This is a genomic window from Marinomonas sp. ABL3_031 (genome assembly GCF_056161265.1).
Genome location: NZ_JBSWYU010000014.1, coordinates 78,677 through 100,108 on the forward strand (window position 1 = coordinate 78,677; position 21,432 = coordinate 100,108).

General features: G+C 43.0%; 21 protein-coding genes. 10 read left to right on the top strand and 11 right to left on the bottom strand.

Annotation, left to right across the window (positions count from 1 at the left end; all coding sequences use genetic code 11):
• Positions 1-10: 10 nt before the first annotated feature.
• The gene (locus ACXAH2_RS14715) at positions 11-892 is read right to left on the bottom strand and encodes a LysR family transcriptional regulator (protein WP_475079541.1); all 882 of its coding nucleotides are present in this window, start codon (positions 890-892) and stop codon (positions 11-13) included.
• A 139-nt stretch (positions 893-1,031) separates the two neighbouring features.
• Here ACXAH2_RS14715 and ACXAH2_RS14720 point away from each other — a divergent pair, with 139 nt between their 5' ends.
• The gene (locus ACXAH2_RS14720; protein WP_475079543.1) at positions 1,032-1,571 is read left to right on the top strand and encodes a YceI family protein; all 540 of its coding nucleotides are present in this window, start codon (positions 1,032-1,034) and stop codon (positions 1,569-1,571) included.
• Between the two features lie 19 nt (positions 1,572-1,590).
• Entirely contained in the window at positions 1,591-2,454 is an 864-nt protein-coding gene (locus tag ACXAH2_RS14725; RefSeq protein ID WP_475079545.1) for a hypothetical protein, read from the top strand.
• A gap of 20 nt (positions 2,455-2,474) precedes the next feature.
• On the opposite strand, the gene ACXAH2_RS14730 is transcribed toward ACXAH2_RS14725, so the two are convergent.
• The 4 genes from ACXAH2_RS14730 to ACXAH2_RS14745 form a co-directional block, all read right to left on the bottom strand.
• Positions 2,475-2,882, bottom strand: coding sequence for a hypothetical protein (locus tag ACXAH2_RS14730; RefSeq protein WP_475079578.1), 408 nt, complete (start codon positions 2,880-2,882; stop codon positions 2,475-2,477).
• Positions 2,883-2,994: 112 nt separating this feature from the next.
• On the bottom strand, positions 2,995-3,870 hold the full coding sequence (locus ACXAH2_RS14735; RefSeq protein ID WP_475079547.1) for an SDR family oxidoreductase: 876 nt from the start codon (positions 3,868-3,870) through the stop codon (positions 2,995-2,997).
• Positions 3,867-4,646 carry a TatD family hydrolase gene (locus tag ACXAH2_RS14740; protein WP_475079548.1) on the bottom strand — a complete coding sequence of 260 codons (780 nt, stop codon included), beginning with the start codon at positions 4,644-4,646 and terminating at the stop codon, positions 3,867-3,869. The genes ACXAH2_RS14735 and ACXAH2_RS14740 overlap by 4 nt, the downstream gene beginning before the upstream one ends.
• A gap of 133 nt (positions 4,647-4,779) precedes the next feature.
• On the bottom strand, positions 4,780-6,336 hold the full coding sequence (locus ACXAH2_RS14745; RefSeq protein WP_475079550.1) for a phosphoenolpyruvate carboxykinase: 1,557 nt from the start codon (positions 6,334-6,336) through the stop codon (positions 4,780-4,782).
• A 503-nt stretch (positions 6,337-6,839) separates the two neighbouring features.
• Between ACXAH2_RS14745 and gndA the strand changes: the two genes are divergently transcribed.
• Complete coding sequence (gndA, locus tag ACXAH2_RS14750; RefSeq protein ID WP_475079551.1) at positions 6,840-8,363, top strand: NADP-dependent phosphogluconate dehydrogenase; 1,524 nt, start codon at positions 6,840-6,842, stop codon at positions 8,361-8,363.
• Positions 8,364-8,482: 119 nt separating this feature from the next.
• Here gndA and trmJ read toward each other — a convergent pair whose 3' ends face one another.
• On the bottom strand, positions 8,483-9,205 hold the full coding sequence (gene trmJ, locus ACXAH2_RS14755) for a tRNA (cytosine(32)/uridine(32)-2'-O)-methyltransferase TrmJ (RefSeq protein ID WP_475079552.1): 723 nt from the start codon (positions 9,203-9,205) through the stop codon (positions 8,483-8,485).
• A gap of 258 nt (positions 9,206-9,463) precedes the next feature.
• Here trmJ and ACXAH2_RS14760 point away from each other — a divergent pair, with 258 nt between their 5' ends.
• A complete protein-coding gene (locus tag ACXAH2_RS14760) occupies positions 9,464-10,252 on the top strand; it encodes an inositol monophosphatase family protein (protein WP_475079554.1) in 789 nt (262 codons plus the stop codon).
• A 65-nt stretch (positions 10,253-10,317) separates the two neighbouring features.
• Here the strand turns inward: ACXAH2_RS14760 and ACXAH2_RS14765 are convergent, their stop codons facing one another.
• The 4 genes from ACXAH2_RS14765 to ACXAH2_RS14780 form a co-directional block, all read right to left on the bottom strand.
• On the bottom strand, positions 10,318-11,358 hold the full coding sequence (locus tag ACXAH2_RS14765; RefSeq protein ID WP_475079556.1) for a Gfo/Idh/MocA family protein: 1,041 nt from the start codon (positions 11,356-11,358) through the stop codon (positions 10,318-10,320).
• 82 nt (positions 11,359-11,440) lie between these two features.
• Entirely contained in the window at positions 11,441-12,106 is a 666-nt protein-coding gene (locus ACXAH2_RS14770; RefSeq protein ID WP_475079558.1) for a YceH family protein, read from the bottom strand.
• Positions 12,107-12,119: 13 nt separating this feature from the next.
• Positions 12,120-12,905, bottom strand: coding sequence for a sterol desaturase family protein (locus ACXAH2_RS14775; protein WP_475079559.1), 786 nt, complete (start codon positions 12,903-12,905; stop codon positions 12,120-12,122).
• Positions 12,906-13,053: 148 nt separating this feature from the next.
• Positions 13,054-14,199, bottom strand: coding sequence for a MalY/PatB family protein (locus ACXAH2_RS14780; protein WP_475079560.1), 1,146 nt, complete (start codon positions 14,197-14,199; stop codon positions 13,054-13,056).
• Between the two features lie 369 nt (positions 14,200-14,568).
• On the opposite strand from ACXAH2_RS14780, the gene betI reads away from it, so the two are divergent.
• The 5 genes from betI to ACXAH2_RS14805 all read left to right on the top strand — a co-directional run bounded on the left by betI (position 14,569) and on the right by ACXAH2_RS14805 (position 19,811).
• A complete protein-coding gene (gene betI / locus ACXAH2_RS14785; protein WP_475079561.1) occupies positions 14,569-15,192 on the top strand; it encodes a transcriptional regulator BetI in 624 nt (207 codons plus the stop codon).
• A 92-nt stretch (positions 15,193-15,284) separates the two neighbouring features.
• The gene (locus ACXAH2_RS14790; RefSeq protein WP_475079562.1) at positions 15,285-16,220 is read left to right on the top strand and encodes a choline ABC transporter substrate-binding protein; all 936 of its coding nucleotides are present in this window, start codon (positions 15,285-15,287) and stop codon (positions 16,218-16,220) included.
• Between the two features lie 84 nt (positions 16,221-16,304).
• Positions 16,305-17,150: a choline ABC transporter permease subunit gene (gene choW, locus ACXAH2_RS14795; protein ID WP_475079564.1), complete on the top strand. Its 846-nt coding sequence runs from the start codon at positions 16,305-16,307 to the stop codon at positions 17,148-17,150.
• A gap of 3 nt (positions 17,151-17,153) precedes the next feature.
• A complete protein-coding gene (gene choV / locus ACXAH2_RS14800) occupies positions 17,154-18,341 on the top strand; it encodes a choline ABC transporter ATP-binding protein (RefSeq protein WP_475079565.1) in 1,188 nt (395 codons plus the stop codon).
• Between the two features lie 186 nt (positions 18,342-18,527).
• A complete protein-coding gene (locus ACXAH2_RS14805) occupies positions 18,528-19,811 on the top strand; it encodes an MFS transporter (RefSeq protein WP_475079566.1) in 1,284 nt (427 codons plus the stop codon).
• Positions 19,812-19,843: 32 nt separating this feature from the next.
• Here the strand turns inward: ACXAH2_RS14805 and ACXAH2_RS14810 are convergent, their stop codons facing one another.
• A complete protein-coding gene (locus ACXAH2_RS14810) occupies positions 19,844-20,449 on the bottom strand; it encodes a LysE/ArgO family amino acid transporter (RefSeq protein ID WP_475079567.1) in 606 nt (201 codons plus the stop codon).
• A gap of 86 nt (positions 20,450-20,535) precedes the next feature.
• On the opposite strand from ACXAH2_RS14810, the gene ACXAH2_RS14815 reads away from it, so the two are divergent.
• The gene (locus ACXAH2_RS14815) at positions 20,536-21,417 is read left to right on the top strand and encodes an ArgP/LysG family DNA-binding transcriptional regulator (protein ID WP_475079568.1); all 882 of its coding nucleotides are present in this window, start codon (positions 20,536-20,538) and stop codon (positions 21,415-21,417) included.
• Positions 21,418-21,432: the final 15 nt, after the last annotated feature.

Consider the following 21,432-nt stretch of genomic DNA (forward strand, 5'->3'; position numbering starts at 1 on the left):
GCGCTTTTAACTACAAATGTTCTTGTAAAAATTCAAGCAGCAAGCGCGTTTTCTGCGACATCAATTTACGCTGTGGATAAATAGCGTGAAAACTTAATTCATACCCTTTCCATTGTGGCAAAACACTCACCAGAGCGCCGGACTCAATATGCTTAGACACCAGAAAATCTGGTTGATAAATGACTCCAACCCCTTGTAAAGCTAATCGTACTAAGGCACCACCATTATTCGCTCGACAATTACCTGATACCACCACTGAACGACGCTCTCCATTAGCACCACTAAAACTCCAATGATCAGATGTCGTTGTATTGGTATAAATCAGGCAATTATGCTTCGATAAGTCCTCTAAAGACGAAATCCTGCCATTACGTTCAAGATACTTTGGAGAGGCGCACACATAAGACCCTGTTGTACAGAGCTTACGCGCCACGAATTGATCGCCTCCCAGCATACCGCCTCGAATAGCAAGATCAACACCCGACTCCGTCATGTCAACACGTTTGTCATTAAAATCCACATCCAATTCAATCTGCGGATACAAACGACTGAAGCTATCAAGCAAAGGCACTAAGTGAGTCAAACCAAAATCCATTGGCACGTTGACTTTCAATAAACCTTTTGGTTTTTGAGTCAACTCCCCTATTTCACTTTCTGCTTCTTCCAAAGCATCTAAGATGGCAATACAATGTTGATAATATCTTTGACCAGCATGCGTCACACTGATATTACGAGTGTTCCTTTGCAATAACTTGGTGCCTAATTCGTTTTCAATGGAATTAATATACCGGGTCACCATTGGTCTTGAGATTCCAAGTGAATCACTCGCTAACTTAAAGCTCTCCACCTCATACACTCGGCAAAACACCTTCATTGCTTGAAACTTATCCATTTCATTTTCCGCATTATCAAAAAGTTCCCAATAGATTATTTCATTATAGTTAATATTGAATTATTTTTTTAGAGGATTATTTATTAAATAAAAAAATCTAAACTAAAGGAATAACTTACTTTTTAACTAGGAGAACACAATGAAATTATTAACCATTAGCGCTTTGGCATTGGCCTCTAGCCTTTCTTTTGCAGCAGACTACAAAGTGGATGCCGCTCACTCTGCTGTCATTTTTAAAATTGGTCACTTGGGTGTAAGCACTACAGTGGGTCGCTTTGATGAGTTTAGCGGTGATTTTTCATACGGCGACGATGGTAAATCTGGCTCAGCAACACTGACTATTCAAGCGGACAGCGTAGATACTAACCACGATGCTCGTGACAAGCACTTGCGCAGCCCAGACTTTCTTGATGTGAAGCAATTCCCAACATTAACATTCAATAGCACTGAATTTGACGGTGATACACTCACTGGTGACCTAACACTGCATGGCGTAACTAAACCTGTAACGTTCGAAATTGAAAAAATTGGCGAAGGCAAAGATCCTTGGGGCGGCTACCGTTCAGGTTTTGAAGCGAAAACCACAATCAACCGCAGTGATTTCGGCATCACTTACTTCATCCCTGGTGTTACCGACGCAACAGAAATTGAAGTCTATGTGGAAGGCATCCGCCAGTAATATTAGTTAAGGAAAAGACATGTACGATCAAGCCAGCAATTCTAATTTAATCATGCTATTACATACGGCAGTTTACCCCTTTTTTGCCGCTTTAATAGTCAGCTTTATTGCTGGCAAATTATTGCGTTCAGCGTCTTTTCTTGGCTACCTCGGTGGTTTCTTGGTTGGGCTGGGGCTGATTCATTCAGGCCTCAGTTTCCCACCCAAGCAAGCCATGGATTATTACACGATAAGTGCCATTTTAGGCATTTTGACTTACTTAACTTTAAGTAAAACTCAGCTCTCTTCGGTACTTAAATATGGTATCAGCCTGATACTGGCCTGCTTATCATTCTATGCATTACTTAATCCTGTGTTAAAACATTCAGGCATGCCAATCAGTTTAGCTTGGAGCTTAGTAAGTGCCTTATTGGTGGTGATTTATCTTGCGCTAAGCCATCTAGCCGACAGCAAACAAGACGAAGCTAAATCTGGTATAGAAAAGTTACAGCCTCATTTGCCAATGATTGGTCTGATGATAGTGGCAGGTGGTGCGGCTCCAGTTATTTCTATTGGGGGCAGCTTATTGATAGGGCAATTATTAGGTGCGTTTGCTGCGGCAAGTTTTGCTTATCTCTTGATTGTACTCTTGCTCTCTAAACACCAAGAATTCAGCAGTGCAGCAGGCATTATAATTTTAGCTGGGCTGATTACTCAAAGTCATGTATTAGCAGACATTCCATTAAGTGTTATGTTTTTGATTAGCGCTTCCTGCTTTGTCACGCCTATTGTCAATGGCTTAACCAACAAGACCATACCAAGCATACTTAGCCAAGCAATCATTAGCATTGCAATCAGCGGTGTCTGCCTTTGGTTGGTATGGCCAGAGAGCAGCCTCTACTAAAACTTCACCACACTTAAAGATTAATCTTTAAAAATAGATCTAGATGGTCGCCATAATGGCAAAATAAATGCCATTATGGCGCAATTCACCGCACTGTAGGATAATAAATAGACTGAATCGTTATAGTCTATTTCTAAATGCATAGCGACAATCATGAAGTTTGGCAGCACAATGAATAACCAAATAAAAATGGCTAGCGTAAATTGGCCAAGTCGAGTTAAATGACCCACTCTTACCATTAACCATGCAGTAAACCACAAATATACAAAGCTTGAGCAAAAGAAAATTGTTAATACATCCCAAGTTGGCAGCTGTGCCCCTTGATGGAACACAGACCTACCCAAAAATTGAGTAGGTGTTGATGCATACCAAAGAACGCCAACCACAACTTGAAAAACAAATACGACCATTACCGCTTTCAGATTCATTTTATGCACGTCAACTCCTGCTCTATCTGCATATCAAAGGTCAACCACTGACCTTGAAAAGACATGAGCAACATGCAATCCATAATTGAATCATCTGTTGTTCATATCTTATTCAACTAACTTGATACAGTTCCTTTACCAGACTTCTTAGTTTTGATCTCCAGGGACGTTGTTTAATACCAAAATGGTTAAATACTTTACGACAAGACAAAGACTGCCGCTTCATCGCCATTTGTGGTACGCCTTCTACTGTTTCCAATGGCGTCTCTACGTCCACTTGAGCTCTTGAATCAAATTGCGCGGCAGTTGTCACAATCGCCTCAACCAATCCAACCCAACTAATTTCTTCCGCACAGCAATAATGATAAATACCTTTATTATCCGCACCATAATGATCTTGATTGATCATAGACAATACCACTCTCACTAAATCTGAGACAGGTGTTGGACTACCAATCAAATCATCTTTATAAGCAAGATTAACGCCACCCTGAATAGACTCCAACGTGCGACAAACAAAGTCATCCCCTTGTCCACTAAACAACCAACCGGTACGCAGAACAATATTTTGAGGATGATGTAAAACCGTAACCTCTGCCTGAATCAAAGCCTTTGCATAAGCACTTTGACCATCAGGCAAATCCGTTTCTGTATAAGCCAGCCCTTTACCACCAGAGAATACTCGGGCGCTGCTTAACATAATCAATGGCGCCTTTGCCTCCTCACTGAGAAAGGACAAAGTCGCTAAAAACTTCTCATAATCGGTTTGCAAGGCGTATCGCAAACTTAATGCGTCAATCACAACATCATACGACATAGCCGCTAGTTCTTTACGGCGATTTGAGTCAAGCAATAAAGCTTCCTCCGGGCACAACCAGCTAAACTCAGGCCTATCCTTGGTTTGCTGAATAAAAGAAGCCCCTACTTCTGTTTCTGAGCCCAGCAGCAAAATACGGATGGATGCATTAATATCTTGTGTATTGTTCAAAGTAAGCCCTCATGCCACTTAGGAAAAACTCTCAGTAGATTACCATAGCTGTCGACAGCAATCTGCTCTACTTCTTCCATCCTAACCTGAGCAACATGTTGCGCTACTTGAATCACAGACAAAGGCGTATTAATTTGCCCCTGCTTACCAAATAATGGCATATCCGGTGAATCCGTTTCTAGTACATAAGCCTGTCGGCCCAGAGCCGCCAATACACGCTGGGCTTTTTTCGCTCGCGGATAAGTAATTGTGCCGCCTATACCCAATACAAAACCCAATTCCAAAAAGCGTTGCGCCTGCTCATAACTACCGTTAAATGCATGTATGACACCGCCACACTTCAAACCAACACGACGCAATAATTGATGCACCAAGTCATAACTTTTACGCGCATGAATCACCACGGGCAAATTCAAACTTTTCGCTATCTGTAATTGACGCATAAAAAAATCTTTTTGAACGTCCATATCATAGGAACCAGGCCAATTATCTAAACCTATTTCACCAATGGCCAATACATCATCAGCTTCACATGCCTCTGCCAATGCATCCAATTCCCCCAGCTTTGCTTGCGCTAAAAAGTAAGGGTGCAAACCGTAAGCTATCCGCCACTGCGAATAGCGTTTCGCCAAACGACTTAGCGTTCGCCAAGAAGCTGCCGTCGTAGCTGGCACCAAAAAGCCTTTTATCCCCGCCGCATCACAGTTCAACATTAACTCATCACGAGTCTGATCAAATACACCAAAATCAAGATGGCAATGGCTATCAATATACATATACAAAAGATTACATTATTTATAAGGCTAATGGCTAGCTTAAATTTTAACCAAAAAAACAAAAAATTTTACGCCCAACAAAAAAGCCGCAACTCAGTTGCGGCTTTTTCAAAAAACTATATGAAATAAGCAATTACAGCGCTGGACCAGCCTTTAAGATCGTCTCAGATACGGTGTCAAATTTCTTAAAGTTTTCCACAAACTGAGCAATCAAATTGTTTGCCTGCGCTTCATACGCTGCTTGGTCAGACCAGGTTTTACGAGGATTCAAAAGTACACTATCCACACCAGGCACCTGAGTCGGTACATCCAAATTCACATCGGCTAAATGCTCTGTTTCAACATCCGCTAATGCGCCAGACTGAATCGCAGCAATCACAGCACGCGTGGTTGGAATGCTAAAACGTTTTCCGCCTTGACCATGGGCACCTCCAGTCCAACCGGTATTGACCAAGTAAACCTTACTGCCAAACTCTTCAATACGCTTAATCAAGAGATCGGCATAAACGTCAGCAGAACGAGGGAAGAAAGGTGCGCCAAAACAAGTTGAGAAGGTTGATTTGATACCTGTACCAGCCCCCATTTCAGTGGAACCGACCAAAGCCGTGTAACCACTCAAGAAATGGTAAGCGGCTGCTTCTTTGCTCAAAATGGAGACAGGTGGCAAGACGCCTGTTAAATCGCAAGTTAAGAAAATGATGGCATTTGGTTCACCAGCGCGATTCTCTGGTGCTCGCTTCTCAATGTGCTCTCGCGGATAACCTGCGCGACCATTTTGTGTCAAAGAAGTGTCCGTGTAATCCGCTACACGAGTATCAGGGTCCAGAACTACGTTTTCCACAATCGTACCGAACTTAATTGCCTCCCAAATAATGGGCTCGTTCTTTTTCGACAGATCAATGGTCTTAGCGTAACAACCGCCTTCAATGTTAAAGACAGTATCTTTACCCCAACCATGCTCGTCATCACCAATAAGAAAACGCTCAGGATCCGCAGATAAGGTTGTTTTACCAGTACCAGATAGGCCAAAGAATAAAGTCACATCTTCGTCACTACCTACGTTCGCCGCACAATGCATAGGCAGCACATCATAAGCAGGTAACAAGTAGTTTTGCACAGAAAACATGGCTTTTTTCATTTCACCAGCGTAACGCATACCTGCAATCAGTACCTTACGCTCAGCAAAATTCAAAATGACACAGCCATCAGAATTGGTGCCGTCTCTTTCTGGCTCACAAACAAAACCTGGCGCATTTAGAATTTGCCATTCACCTTTATCGTTTGGATTATATGTATCAGGACGAATGAACAAGTTACGACCAAATAAATGATGCCAAGCAGTTTCCGTTCGCATAATGACTGGAAGATAATATTCATCGCCCGCACCAACGTGAATATTTGATAAATACGTTTCTTCGCCATCCAAATAAGCGGTTACGCGCTCCCATAAAGGAGCAAATTTTGTTTCTGAGAATGGACGATTAACAGGTCCCCAGTGAATACTATCTTTACTAGATGCTTCTTCTACAATAAAGCGATCCATTGGAGAACGACCTGTACGAGCACCCGTTTCAACAACAAGTGCTCCATTATCGGCTAGAACCCCTTCGCCATTTTGCAATGCCTTTTCCACCAACTGTGATGTGGTTAGGTTCTTGTGAATTCTAGTAACTTCCGATGCGGAGTTCATTACGCTTAATCCTCTGTACGATAAGGTTTGAGTGGTTTTTTTGTTATCTCTTTGGAAAGATTTTTATTTGTAAAAATGATAGTAACAAAAGATTCTAAGAAAGCATATTGTTATAACAAAGTGTTATTTTATTACCATTTTGAAAATCAATAATACTGGTTAATTCATTGTTTTTTATAAAATTATGTTAAGCATCTCAATTTGAAAGACTAAAAAAACACTAAGATGATGAAATAGTGAACAATATTTCTGTAGTTTTCTTTCTTTTTGGTAGTCTTTCTACTAAATGGAAATCCAATCACCAAAAAGTACATCGAAAAGTTAAGGAGAAATTTTGTAAAATTTTACGACTATCACCTTACAATCTTTAAGGCTACTAGCCATCACTCTCATTTTTTCTCGTTTTTTAGTTTTTTCTCCTCCTTATCATCTCCTGCATTTTCCCACTTCATGGTAAGATTATTTCCTCAATCCCCAATTGTTCAAAAGGTTGATCGATATTTATGTTAGAAACGAATCAGAACTGCAATATAGGATTTGTCGGCCTGGGTGTCATGGGAAAAAACTTGGCCTTAAACTTAGCTGATCACGGCTATCGAGTTGCAGGTTTTGATCTGGACACACATAAAGTGAAAGATGTTTTAGCCACAGAAACAGCTGAGCGTCCAGATGCTTCTGCTCCAGCCAGAATCATCGGCTGTGACAGCATGGAAAACATGTTATCTAACTTAGTAAAGCCACGCGTTATCGTTGTGTTAGTACCTGCTGGTGAACCTGTTGATGCGGTTTGTGAAAGTTTGATTAAAGCTGGTCTAGAAGCGGATGACATAGTGGTTGACTGCGGTAACAGCCAATGGACGGATACCATTCGTCGCGAAGCGGACTACAAAGAAAAATTCAAGTTTTTCGGTACCGCCGTTTCCGGCGGTGAAGTTGGCGCTCGCTTTGGACCTTCTTTAATGCCCGGCGGCGACGCTGATTCTTGGAAATATTTGCAACCTATGTGGGAAGCCGTGGCGGCCAAAGTCGATAAAGATGGCAACCCAATAGTGAGTAATACGCCGGGACAACCAGTGACTGAAGGTGAACCTTGTACAGCCTATCTTGGTCCTGATGGCGCGGGTCATTATGTCAAGATGGTTCATAATGGTATCGAATACGCAGACATGCAATTGATTTGTGAAGCTTATCACTTATTACGTTCACTATTAGGTTACGAACCAGAAGAGATCGGTAAACTGTTTGAGAAATGGAATAAAGGGATATTGAACAGCTATTTGGTAGAAATTACCGCCGACATTTTACAGCAATACGATCACAAAACGGGTGCGCCTTTGGTTGATATGATTCTCGACAGTGCGGGTCAAAAAGGCACTGGTCGTTGGACCTCTATCAGCGCAACACAAATGGGGATTCCAGCTGGCATCATCAGTGAATCCGTTTACGCTCGAGCCCTAAGTACACTAGCCACAGAGCGTGAGCACGCAGCCAGCAAACTGGTTGCCGATGTGGAAAGTGGTGAGATTGAAGCCAGCGAAGTAGAAACCGCTATTGAAGAAGCCCTTTACTGTGCGAAGATTTGCGCTTACGCACAAGGTTTCCAAATCATGCGGGCGGCTCAAAAAGAATACAACTGGACTCTTAATTTCAGTGACATCGCCAAAATTTGGCGCGGTGGTTGTATTATTCGCGCTTCTTTCCTACAGAAGATAGCGGATGCTTTCACTGATAACCCTCAGCTAGAAAACCTGTTGTTGAGTGATTACTTTGCTGATGCCATGGCAAGCAAGCAAAAAGGCTTACGTAAGGCCGTTGTGTTAGCCGCACAATCAGGTATTCCCACACCGTCCTTCTTCTCTGCTTTGGCTTATTTTGATGGCTATCGTTCCGAAGTCGTGCCTGCCAATTTATTGCAAGCGCAACGTGACTATTTTGGAGCGCATACCTACGAGAGAGTCGACGGTGAAGCTGGTCAGAAGTATCACACACATTGGCAAGAAGAAGGTCGTCCGGAACGACCAGCTTAATTAAACACCTCTTGAAAACCAACAAAAAACCACCTTATCTCATTTCGAGCTAAGGTGGTTTTTTATGTACAGAGTGATGAGACTTAACGCCTCTCGCCCATTTTCAAATAGCCTGCAATTTAGTTGTTCATTTGCTTTTCCATTGCCGTTAGCATGCCGCGTAGCATACCGTATTCTTGTTGATCCAATCTGGAACGCTGAAACAAACGACGAAACCTTGGCATGACCTGCATAGGCATGTCTGGATCGAGAAACTCAATATCGATTAATACTTTCTCTAAATGTTCCAACAAGTAATCCACCTGCTCTACAGTTGACGCTGGCACATCCCATTTATTTTGCACCGCTGGCGCTTCTTGATTCAATAGACTCTTCATACGCAATTCATAGGCAATCACTTGTACTGCTGCCGCCAGATTCAACGAACTAAAAGAAGACACGGAAGGTATGTGTACATGGTAATGACAACGCTGCAATTCTTCATTGGTCAAACCTCTGTCTTCGCGACCAAAGACAAAGGCGGTTTCCAAGCCTTCATTAAATACCAAGTCAGCAGATTCACGAGGGTCTACCAAAGGCCAAGGAATGGTTCGCTCGCGTGCACTCGTGCCAATAACCAACTGACAATCTGCCAAGGCTTCCTCAAGGGTATCCACGACAACGGCATTCTCAAGGATATCGGTCGCCCCTGAAGCTCGACTGATGGCTTCTTGACTCGGATATTCACGTGGGGCAACCAGGTAAAGATCGGCCAAGCCCATGTTTTTCATGGCACGTGCAGCGCCGCCAATGTTGCCAGGATGCGACGTATTCACCAGAACGATGCGAACTTTATTTTGCATTTTGTCAGTAACTCATTTTGGAATCGGTTTAAGTCGGACTATGTTACCAGAAAAATTTCCCTATCCCGTATTTGTTTAGTTTTTAACCAACTCCCCCCTAGCCTAAGCAGAATATTTAAGCTAGAATTCTCGCTCAAATTTTGGCAGTTAGATGGTTACATCTGGCCGCCCGCTCTTTAACACTTTATCTGGCAACTGGCTTGTTCTCACAAGGGACGGGCAGTGCATACTTAATGACAAATTAATTGACGGTAAATTATGCAACCTAGAATCAATGTCACACTAAAAGCAGCTCGTGCCGCTGCAGAATACATAGTTCACTCACAAGAGAAATTATTATTTGATAAGGAACAGGGTAAATCTGCTGCAGAAGTATACGCTGCTGTTTGTTCTGGTGCTGAGCGCAGCATTGTTTACCACTTGGAAAAAGCTTACCCAGCCGACACCATCACCACTCGCCTGCAAGGCAATGTACAAACGGGTGAAGAAGGCGAATGGATTATTGACGCTATCCAAGGACAGCATTTATTCTCTCGCGGTCTAGCTGGCCACGTTATTACCATTAGTTATTTGGTTGCCGGAAAAGTGGAACACGCCCTAGTGCTTAACCCTCACACTCGCGATGAGTTTTACGCCAGTAAAGGTCGCGGTGCTTACCTAAACAATTCTCGTATTCGTAGCAGCGCTGCTCGCGGATTAGAAAACACTACTTTAGCTGCTCAGTTCCCTGCCACTGAACGCACAGCAACCTATCTTGCTGGTCAATTAGCTATCCTATCAGACGTAGCGCAACAAGGTGCTCGCGTTGTGATGCAAGATGCGCCAGCACTTATGCTAGCCAATGTTGCCGCAGGTCGTTTGGATGCCGCTTGGGGCATCCAATTACAAGAATGGGAAATGCAAGCGCCATTGTTCATCGCTAAAGAAGCGGGTGCATTGATTGCTGCTTTTGACGGCTCACCAAAACTCGGCTCTGGTGATGTATTGTGTGCTGCGCCACGTTTGTTCAAGACGTTGCTGCCAACATTAAATAAGCACCTAAAATAAGCTTTTAACAAATATGAAAAGGCTCTGATCGTTTTGATGGTCAGAGCCTTTTTTATAACAGAATATTAATGTTTATGATGATTGTGTTCATGATGATGGTGATGTAAGTCTTCCTCAGAAGGCATTTCTTCACCAGGGTAATACAGCCCTATGTCTTGTCTAACTTCATCCAAAGTAGCGATCAGTTCTAAACTATCCTGCCAACTGTGATTAGGACTTTGCAGCAAGCCCTCTTCTATGCATCGGTTTACTTCGTCTACTTCAAATTGATACCCAACGCCTGGAAAATCAAATTCAACAGCACGTTCGTTGTTGTCTGAATCCACAATACGGCATGACTTGGCACAAAACCATTCTGAATCAATTTCAATGTAACCTTTAGAACCCGATAAAATCGCGCGATTGGGATGACAAGAAATCAAAGAAGCTTCTAATGAGGCGAGTTGTCCACTTTCCCATCCCAATAAAATTTGCTCAAACACATCGACTTCGGTATCCCCAATGACGGCTTGGTTTTGTACAAAATCTGGCTTACCAAAGAAAAGTTGTGCCAAAAAGACAGGATAAATTCCCACGTCCAACAAGGCGCCGCCGCCCAATTCTAGATTCATCAGTCTGTGTTCTGGATCGTTTGGCGCAAGGAAATTAAAACTGGCTTGGATACTTTGCAAATTGCCAATTTCGCCTTCTTCAACCCACTCTAATACTTGCTCGATAACAGGATTAAATCGCGTCCACATGGCTTCCATCACGAAAACCTGGTGATGCTCCGCTAAATCATAAAGCTCACTTGATTGTGCTTCATTGAGGGTAAATGGCTTTTCACACAACACAGCTTTACCTGCAAGAATACAAGCTTTTACCAACTCGTAATGATGCACATGAGGCGTAGCGATGTAGATAACATCCACTTCATGACTGTTGATTAAGGAAAAATAATCTACAAATGCCAATTCGATATCGTATTTGCTCGAAAACGCATCTGCAGAAGATTTGTTTCTGGAGGCGACAGCGCGTAATTCTCCTGATTTCACATACCGAAAATCATTCGCAAAAGCGTTAGCAATTTGCCCTGTTCCGATAATTCCCCAGCGTAAAGTATTCATCGCTATTCCCTCTTTAAAAATCAGCCACGTAGACCGTATGATCAATCGCAAAAAATGCGCCTAAGTGTGACCTCATTGACCATTATAGTCCATCGCCATTTTCCAATTCTTGAATTCGGTCAATTAACTGTGCAACTTTTGCTTCTAATTCACTCACTCGCCCTTCTAAAGTGAATGAAGTCTCTTCAATTTGCCCTGTCTCACCGTCTTCATTCAAAAGGGGTTGTGGGTCTTGATGCACACCGAAACACTCTTGATAACGCTGCTCTCTTTTACCTGCCTGTTTTGGCAGTAGTCTGACAAAAGGACCTCCTTGCATGTCTTGCAACGCCATTAATGTAGCTTCCAACTCGTCTAGGTCACTAAAACTATATAAACGGCCACTGCGGGATCTCAGTTCACCCGGCGTTTGCGCTCCTCGCAAAAACAACAGACACAAAATGGCTGTTTGCCCATCATTAAATTGCAAATCCGAAAATTCACTGTTGCAAAACCTATGTTGATACTTGCTAACACGACTATGTGAAGCGCTTACTTCCATGACCAAACCTCGTGCCACCAAGGCATCTATCGCTACCATTATTTCCGTTTCCGATAAGTTCATGACAGGTTCACGACTGGATTTTTGATTGCAGGCTGACTGTAAAGAATTCAAGCTAAGGGGATAATATTCTGGGGTGGTGATGGCTTTTTCGATCAAGCTGCCTATCACGCGCATTTCAACAGGGTTTAATTCATGAAAATTCATCCCTTTCTCCTTATCAAGATTTGCGAATCACCAATTTGAACGGCATCCATAACAGAGCTTTCAAAGACCTTGGTTGGTATGTTTTGGTTCCTGGTAAACCAATATTTAACGCTTCATCGCCCCCTATTGCCTGTGAGCATTTAGAAGCAAACAAAGTGTCCCAGATACTGAGAAAAAAACCGAAATTACTATTGGCTTCACTGTTCACACGAGAATGATGAATACGATGAAAATCGGGAGTGACAATCACTCGCTGCAATACCGCTTCCCACTTAGCAGGCAAACGTGCATTAGTATGATTAAACATAGCGGCAGCATTTAGTAAGACATCAAACAGCAAGACCGCAATAACAGGAATGCCAAGCAACAAGATGGCCGTTGCTTTTATCAATAAAGACAACAAAATTTCAAAGGGATGAAAACGCACCGCCGAACTAACATCGAGTTCTGGGTCGGTATGATGAACTCGATGCAGTCGCCATAACAATGGAACACGATGAAAAAGTCTATGTTGCCAATATATCAGGCAATCCAGCATCAATATGCTAAGCACAACTGAACACCAAACGGGCCAGTCTAGATGAGAAAGCAAGCCCTTGTCTTGCCCGAAAAAAGCAATCACACTCAACAACAAAGGCTGTACAAGACGCACACATACAGCGCCAATAAGCAAAAGCGCTAAGTTATGACACCAACGCTGCCGCCAGTTTAATAAGCGTCTTCGCGGTCGCAATGTCTGCCAAGCCAGCAGACTGATTAGCACTATACAAAACACCGTAAAACGTACGGAGAAATCCATCTATTACGACTCTCTTTTGGTCACTCAAAGCAAGCATCCGCTAAATCGAGCGTCCTCTAATAAACTCTGTAATTCCGTGACAAAGTCAAATGATGATTAAGACTTCATTTAAAAATATAAGTTCCTCTTAGAGACTTATCTCGCACTTTTATAGGACTCTTATGGCTTTTTCTATTCTGTCTAACGCTTGCTTCAATACGCCCAAAGAACAACCAAAATTCAGTCGAATAAAATTCGCATCCCCAAAATCCTTACCTGGAGACACCCCAACACCGGCTTCTAAGAAAAAAGCATAAGCGTCTTCTACTGGCAAATTAGAAGCGTCTATCCAGGCCAAATAAGTGGCCTCCAAATGACTAACGACTAAGGGGGTATCTGCCAACCTTTGGACTAGGTAATCACGATTGCGTCGCAGATAGGTAATTAGCGCCTGATGCCAAACCTGTCCCTCTTCATAAGCCGCCTGAGCCGCCGTTAAGCCCAACATATTTGGCGTTGGGATCAACCCTGCTCGACCCTGATTAAAGCGCTGTCGTAAGTAAGCATTCTCAATCACAGCAAAGGCATAACCCAAACCGGCTAAATTATAGGTTTTACTGGGTGCCATTAGGGTAATAGTACGTTGCGCAGCATCTTGATTGAGACTGGCGAAAGGGACATGACTAATCTCATCCAATATCAAATCACAGTGGATTTCATCGCTGACCACCAGCAAATCGTATTGATTTGCAAGCGCATGAATCTTCTCCAACTCATCTTTGCGGTACACTGTGCCACCCGGATTATGAGGATTACAAAGTAGCAGCATTTTGCTGTTTGCTTGCGCACAAGCCGCTTCAAACGCTTGCCAATCAGGCAACCAGCGCCCTTCTTGCAAGGTCATGTCAATACGCAACAAATCGCGCCCTGCCATCTCTGGCGCTTTAGTAAGGTGATAATACACAGGACCAGGTACCACAATGGCATCACCTGGCTCAGAAAAGGTTTGAACACTTAAATGTAGAGCACAAACCAATCCCGGCAAATGCACTAAATGTGCTCCTGATATAGACCAGTCATAAGAAGATTGTAAGTGTGTCTGAATAGCAGTCACCAAAGCTTTTGGAGTGTGAGTATAACCAAATACGCCTTGCTGTATCCTACTTTGCAAAGCGCTTTTAACGCATTCAGGCGCATCAAAATCCATATCCGCAACCCACATGGGAATCACACCCTCTGGGTATCTGTCCCACTTGTCACTGTGCATTGCAGAGCGATCAATCACCTGATCAAATAATGCTAACTCCGACATCATATTTTACGACTCCCATAGTCCATTTTAATCTCATCATAAACACATAATACGGAACGCATGAGCGTAATACAGACAACTCATACAGCAAACACAACTTGGAAAATACTTTTGCCCTACTATTAAACCAGACTGCCAAGGATTAAAGTTGGGCAATATTACGCAAGGTTTTTCTTAATATTTATCCCATACCGACATAAGTCTTATCAAAAAAGACCGAAAAATTAATTTTTTAATTATTTTTAATATATAAATCAATAATTTAAATTAATTAGAGAACTAATATTTAGAATTGTCAAGGGTTGACCTAATTTACACAATCGGCCTAGTATAGTTTTCGTTAAACAGCTGTTTAATAAAAAAGGTTTAATCATGCCCAAAGTAGGAATGCCTGAAATACGTAAACCTCAGCTCATCAAAGCGGCCATTAAAGCCATCGACAAATATGGCTTTTCTGGTGCGACAGTTAGCGTTATCGGCAAAAAAGCGGGAGTTTCTCCAGCCATTATCAATCACTACTTTGGTGGCAAGGATGGTCTATTCGAGGAGACCATGAAAAGCCTAATTCGCGAATTTTTTGAAGTTTTGTCACAGGAAGTCATAAAATCGCAAGATAAGCCCGCTAAATATAAAGTAATGGCCATTGTAACAGCCAGCTTTAGTCAATCCCAAACTCACCCCCAAGTGGTGAAAGCATGGATGGGCTTCTGGGCATCGGCAATGCATACACCATCATTGTTCCGTTTACAACGAGTTTACTCAAAGCGCTTACACACTGCTTTAGTGCACGTTTTAAAAACAGAATTCAGTGTACAAGAGGCGCGCAATATCGCGACTACAGTAGCTGCCTTAATTGACGGTATGTGGTTACAAGGCTCATTGGCTGGAGGCATACATAAAAAGACTTCGGCGCAACTGATTGAAGATTATCTGAATTTAGTTATGCCAGATGCAAATCAGCCCCCTGCGACGCATCGCATCGTAAGCATGGCATAAAATTTCAAAGAATTAGATAGTTTACATGTCATTCTAGTATTACTGGTAAAGCATAAATCAAGAGTTGATTATCACAAAAGAGAGGGTAAGGTATGTTAAACAAAGCAACAAAAACCGCGATCGCCATCAGTTTGGCTGGTGTATCCGGCTTCACTATGGCGGCAACTTGTTCAACTGTGCGTTTCTCAGACGTTGGCTGGACTGACATCACGGCAACAACCGCTATCACCAGCGAAGTCATTGAAGGCTTGGGTTACAGCACCAAAACTCAACTTCTGTCTGTGCCAGTCACTTATACATCCCTTGCCAATGGCGATATCGATGTTTTCCTAGGTAACTGGATGCCAACCATGCAAGCGGATATTGACCCTTACCTAAAAGCCGGCACGGTGGAAGACTTAGGCCCAAACCTAGTAGGCGCAAAATATACTTTAGCGGTTAGCAAAGACGCTTATGATGCTGGTGTGACTGACTTTGCTGAAATCGCCAAACACCGTAAAGAATTCTCAGGCCGTATCTACGGTATTGAACCTGGTAACGATGGTAACCGCATCATTCAGGACATGATTGACTCCAACGCTTTTGGTCTTAGCGATTTCCAACTCGTTGAATCCAGTGAAGCTGGTATGTTGTCACAAGTAAGCCGAAACACACGCCGTGGCAAATGGATTGTTTTCTTGGGTTGGGCACCACACCCAATGAACGCAAACTTTGACATGGAATATCTTGCTGGTGGTGACAACTATTTCGGCCCTAACTTCGGTGGTGCTAACGTACATACCAATATTCGCAAAGGTTTCCTAGAAGAATGTCCGAACGTTGGCAAGCTACTTACTAATCTAACATTCTCATTACCAATGGAAAATGAGATTATGGGTGCCATTCTTGATGATGGAAAAAAACCTGATGACGCCGCTCGTGAATGGCTAAAAGCCAACCCAGGTGTATTGGATACTTGGTTGGAAGGCGTTAAAACCACTTCTGGTGACAATGGCCTTAGCGCAGTTAAAGCTCACCTAGGTCTATAATACCCTCACGCATCATCACACATTACCCTGCTTTAAAGGTGTAATGTGTGATGCGTACTGTTTAATTTTCGGGAGAACTCTAATATGAATTGGCTGACGGATAATAAAATCCCTCTTGGCGCTTGGATGGAAAACTTTGTCGATTGGCTAGTTGATGCAGCTTCCGTATTTTTTGATTTAGTGTCTATGACGTTGGAATCCATGATCATCTCCATGGTAGACGCCATCGAATGGCTTCACCCTTTAGTGGTCATTGGCGCCATTCTAGCAGGTGCTTGGTTCTTGCATCGTAGCATAGGTCTTTTGGTCTTTATTGCCGCCGCCTTATTACTCATTATTAATATGGGTTACTGGATAGAAACGATTCAAACCTTAGTTCTCGTTGTTTCAGCAACCGCCATCAGTGTCATCATTGGGGTACCGATTGGTATTGCTGCGGCACATCGTCCTTGGCTGTACACTTTTTTACGCCCTATATTGGATTTGATGCAAACCATTCCAACATTTGTTTATCTCATCCCTACTTTAATTCTATTTGGTCTGGGTTATGTACCCGGTCTAATTTCTACCATTATTTTCGCCATTGCTGCTCCGATTCGTTTGACTTATCTAGGTGTCAGCAAAGTACCTAACGAATTATTAGAAGCTGGCTTGGCCTTTGGCTGCACGAAATCTAAATTACTTTACAAAGTAGAACTTCCAGCAGCCATGCCAAGCATTATGGCCGGCGTGACTCAATGTATTATGCTCTCTCTTTCCATGGTTGTGATTGCCGCCCTGGTGGGCGCCGACGGTTTAGGTAAACCTGTTGTAAGAGCACTTAATACCGTAAACATTTCTCAAGGTTTTGAGGCAGGTGTTGCTATTGTATTAGTGGCCATCATCCTTGATCGTATCTGCAAAACCCCATCCGTTAAGAACGAGGTTTAACTCATGGCCGTTGTATCAATTGAAAATGTCGATATTGTTTTCGGCGACAATCAAGAAAAAACCTTACCCTTAATGGACAAGGGTCACAGCCGTGATGAAATCCTTGGCATAACTGGCGATGTTGTCGGTGTACAAAACGCAAACATTGAAGTCAATGAAGGAGAAATTTGTGTTCTCATGGGGCTTTCTGGCTCGGGTAAATCGACTTTACTCAGAGCGGTAAACGGTCTAAATAAAATCGCTCGTGGCCGCTGTTTGGTTCGCGATGGCAAACAAATGGTCGATATGGCAAAATGTGATGACGCTACTCTACGTCATATGCGAACTCATCGCGTTTCTATGGTATTCCAAAGTTTTGCCTTAATGCCTTGGTTAACCGTATTGGAAAACGTGGCCTTTGGTCTTGAAATGCAAGGCATGCCAAAAGAAGAACGTTTGAATAAAGCGCGTGAACAATTAAAAATGGTGAGTCTAGACAAATGGGCAGACAAAAAGCCCGATGAGTTATCTGGTGGTATGCGCCAGCGTGTCGGCTTAGCTCGTGCCTTTGTCATGGACACAGATGTTTTGTTAATGGACGAACCCTTTTCTGCGCTAGACCCATTAATCCGTTCTCAGTTACAAGACGAACTGATTGAGCTGCAAAAACGTCTTAATAAAACCATCATCTTCGTGAGTCATGACTTGGATGAAGCACTAAAAATCGGCACTAAGATTGCCATTATGGAATCGGCTCGCATTATTCAAGAAGACGCACCTGAGCAAATTGTCCTCAATCCAGCGACCGAATATGTTGAGAAATTTGTTGCCCACACCAATCCGCTAAACGTATTGCGTGGCCGCTCTTTGATGACCGAAATTGATCAACTTGCCGTCAAAGATGATAAGATCATGGTTACCGATCAAGCTTGGCTAGAATTGGATGATGGTAAGCTGATGAAAGCGGCCAATGAGCAAGGTGAAATCACCACAGTGAAGTGGACTCCCGAAACCATTCTGACAAATACCCCAAAAGACGCTGTATTCCTAATACCTGTCAATATCGATATGCGTGAAGCGGTGGAAATTCGCTACCATGCAAACCAATTTATGGTACTGATGGACGACGATAAATGCGTTGGCGTGTTGCAAGACCATAACTTTTATCATGCTCTGTTGGGGAAACATTTTAGTCGAAACGAAAGTGCCTAATTTCCAACCCAAAGCGAGTCATACGACTCGCTTTTTTTATACCTCTAGTAAATCCCTTCATCGTCATCATAAGACTTATATTTAACATTGAATAAGGATTGCATTCCAAATTTGTATCGGTATAGTCTGCCGAAATATTAACCAAGACATTTTTGCTATTTCGTCAGCGTATTTGAAGGGCATGATATGCTAAAGCAAACCTTATTACCTATTTGGAGCCTGTTATTTGGCATTGCCATATTGACCGTCGCCAGTGCCTTGCAGAGTTCATTAATCGGTATTCGTGCCTCAATTGAATCCTTCAATACGTCTGCCACTGGTTTGATCATGTCGGCCTATTATTTGGGCTTTATTATCGGTTCCATGATAGTGCCTAACTGGATCAAAAATGTAGGTCATATACGAGTATTTGCCGCGGTTGCTTCCTTAGCTTCTATCACGATTTTAATGCAATCTGTTGTCGTAAACCCCTGGTTCTGGATGTTGATGCGTATGTTTACAGGCTTATGCTATGCCGCCCTCTTCATCGTCACCGAAAGCTGGCTAAACGGCATTTCAACCAACACCAATCGTGGTAGATTATTTTCGATTTACATCATTGAAATATGGGCTAGTCAAACCATAGGGCAAGCTTTGCTTAACATCGCCAACCCAGGTGGTTATGGCTTGTTCATCTTAACGTCTGTGCTGATCTCGTTGGCTTTGGTGCCTTTGCTATTGGTAAGAACACCGTCGCCAACCATTGATATTCCTGAAAAGCTCAACATCTTAGGGCTGATGAAAACGGCACCACTTGGGGTAACCGGTGTCATTATTGCTGGGGTGACCTCTGGTGCCATGCTTGGCTTGGGCGCTTTATATGCCAAAAATATTGGTATGAACATAGTACAAATTTCCATGTTCACAGGTGCCAGCTACATTGGTGGTATGTTATTGCAATGGCCGATCGGTTTGCTTTCCGATCGTCAAGATAGACGGGTCACGATTTTGTGGGTCGCTATTGTCGGTGCTGGAGTGGCTTTGATCGTACCATTTGGTTACAGCATGGACAGTCAGCTAATTATGATGGCAGGTATGTTCATGGTAGGCGCTTTTGTGTTCCCCATGTACTCCTTAGCCTCTTCGCACATTAATGACCAGTTACGTCCAGAACAAATCCTTTCCGCCAGTAGTGGTATCATTTTATTGAACGGTGTGGGGGGCATGTCTGGCCCATTAATTGCCGCTATCTTGATGGACTGGATTAGTCTCGACGCCTTGTTCTGGTTTGTTGCCTTGATGAACATAGTCGTCATTCTAATGGCAATGTACCGCATCAATTATCAACCGGCTATGGTCATCGAAGAGCAAGGAGATCAAATTCCTGTGGCGCTGGCCGTCTCCTCTGTGGCAACAGCAGAAATGTTGGCAGAGGCGGACACATCGGTACAAACAGATGAAAATCCGCACGAAGTGGAAATCAAACTTTAACGCCTAAAACGATTTCATTACGCCACCCAAGCTTAAAAAGGTTGGGTGGCAATTTGTATAGCAATGAACCAAATCAAGACCGCGTTAATACGATTAAACCAACGCCAAAATGCCGCTTTCTCCAGCCAAGCTGCACACAACCTTCCAACAAAAGCCAGTCCTAAAAACCACACTATAGAAGCCATCACGCCGCCCATGACAAACAGCCACTTATCGTCTTGCCATTGATTCGCCAAACTGCCAATCAAAATCATGGTGTCGAGATAAAAATGTGGATTTAGCCAAGTTACCGCCAACGCTGTCATGATAAGTGGCCAGACGGCTAGCTTCTTCGTATAGGCTTCGAGAATCAAATGTTCCTCTAAAAATGAGGCTCGCCACTTGCTGTAAGCAAACCCAACCAAGAATGCTACTCCCGCCCAACGCGAAGCCGCAAATAACCATTCATGGCTCTGAATGATCAAGCCCAGACCAAACGCCCCCATCATCATAGAAACAGCATCACTGACAATGAACAATAGCGCCAAGGGAAAAGCATAATGACGCTTTAGCGCCTGCTCTAATAAAAAGCTGTTTTGCGCACCCACCGCAATTATCAAACCACCACTGGTAATCGCACCACTCATCAACGCCAACATAACCATCTCCTAAGAATTGGCTTGATCTTAAGCAAACAAAACATTAAATTGAAATTAATTAAATTAAAACTACATTAGTTAAACTTATGTTTGATTATAAAGCTCTGATCAGCTTACAATCGGTCGTTAAGTACCAAAGCTTTGATAAAGCAGCAACGGCGCTGCACATTACCCAATCAGCCGTATCACAAAATATCAAACGTCTCGAATTAGAGTACGGGCGTCCGTTACTCATTCGTGCTAGGCCTGTTGTAGCCACCTCACTAGGAGAGAAACTACTGGCTCACTTAAATAAAGTAAGCTTGTTAGAAGAAGGCTTACAGGAAAGTATTCAAGGAGAAGTCAATCATCAGCCACTGAATATTGCGACCAACAATGACGTGCTAGCCACCTGGTTTATTCAGGTAATGCAAGCATTTGCTCACATCAGTAACACCAAACTGCACATCAAAGCCGCTGACCAATTGCAAACTCGCAGCATGCTACAAAAGGGTCAAGTGGTCGCTTGTTTAAGCCAAATAGGTACGCCTGTCGCAGGCGGCGATGTGATTTTTTTGGGCAATATGAGTTACGAACTGGTCGCTACTCAATCCTTTATTGATGACTATCTGCAAGGAGACATCAGCGTAGCATCCGTCGCGAATGCCCCTTCTTTGGTATACAACGAAAACGATGAATTATGGGAGCGTTATCAGACAGAATGTTTAAAAATCAAAACAGATGCCAACAACAGCCATTGGTACCCTTCCTCCCATGGTTTCGTTGAACTTGTCATGGGTGGCACAGTCTGTGCTTTAGTTCCTAGTGTCCAAGTTAAACAGCAGTTAGCAAACGGGCAGCTGATTTCCCTATTTCCAAGTGACAAAATCGCCTTGCCACTTTACTGGCATTGGTACAAACTTAACGCCCCAATATTGGATCGCTTAACTAAGGTGATAAAAACTGTCACACAAGATGTCCTATACTAAAGGCCATTAGAGAAA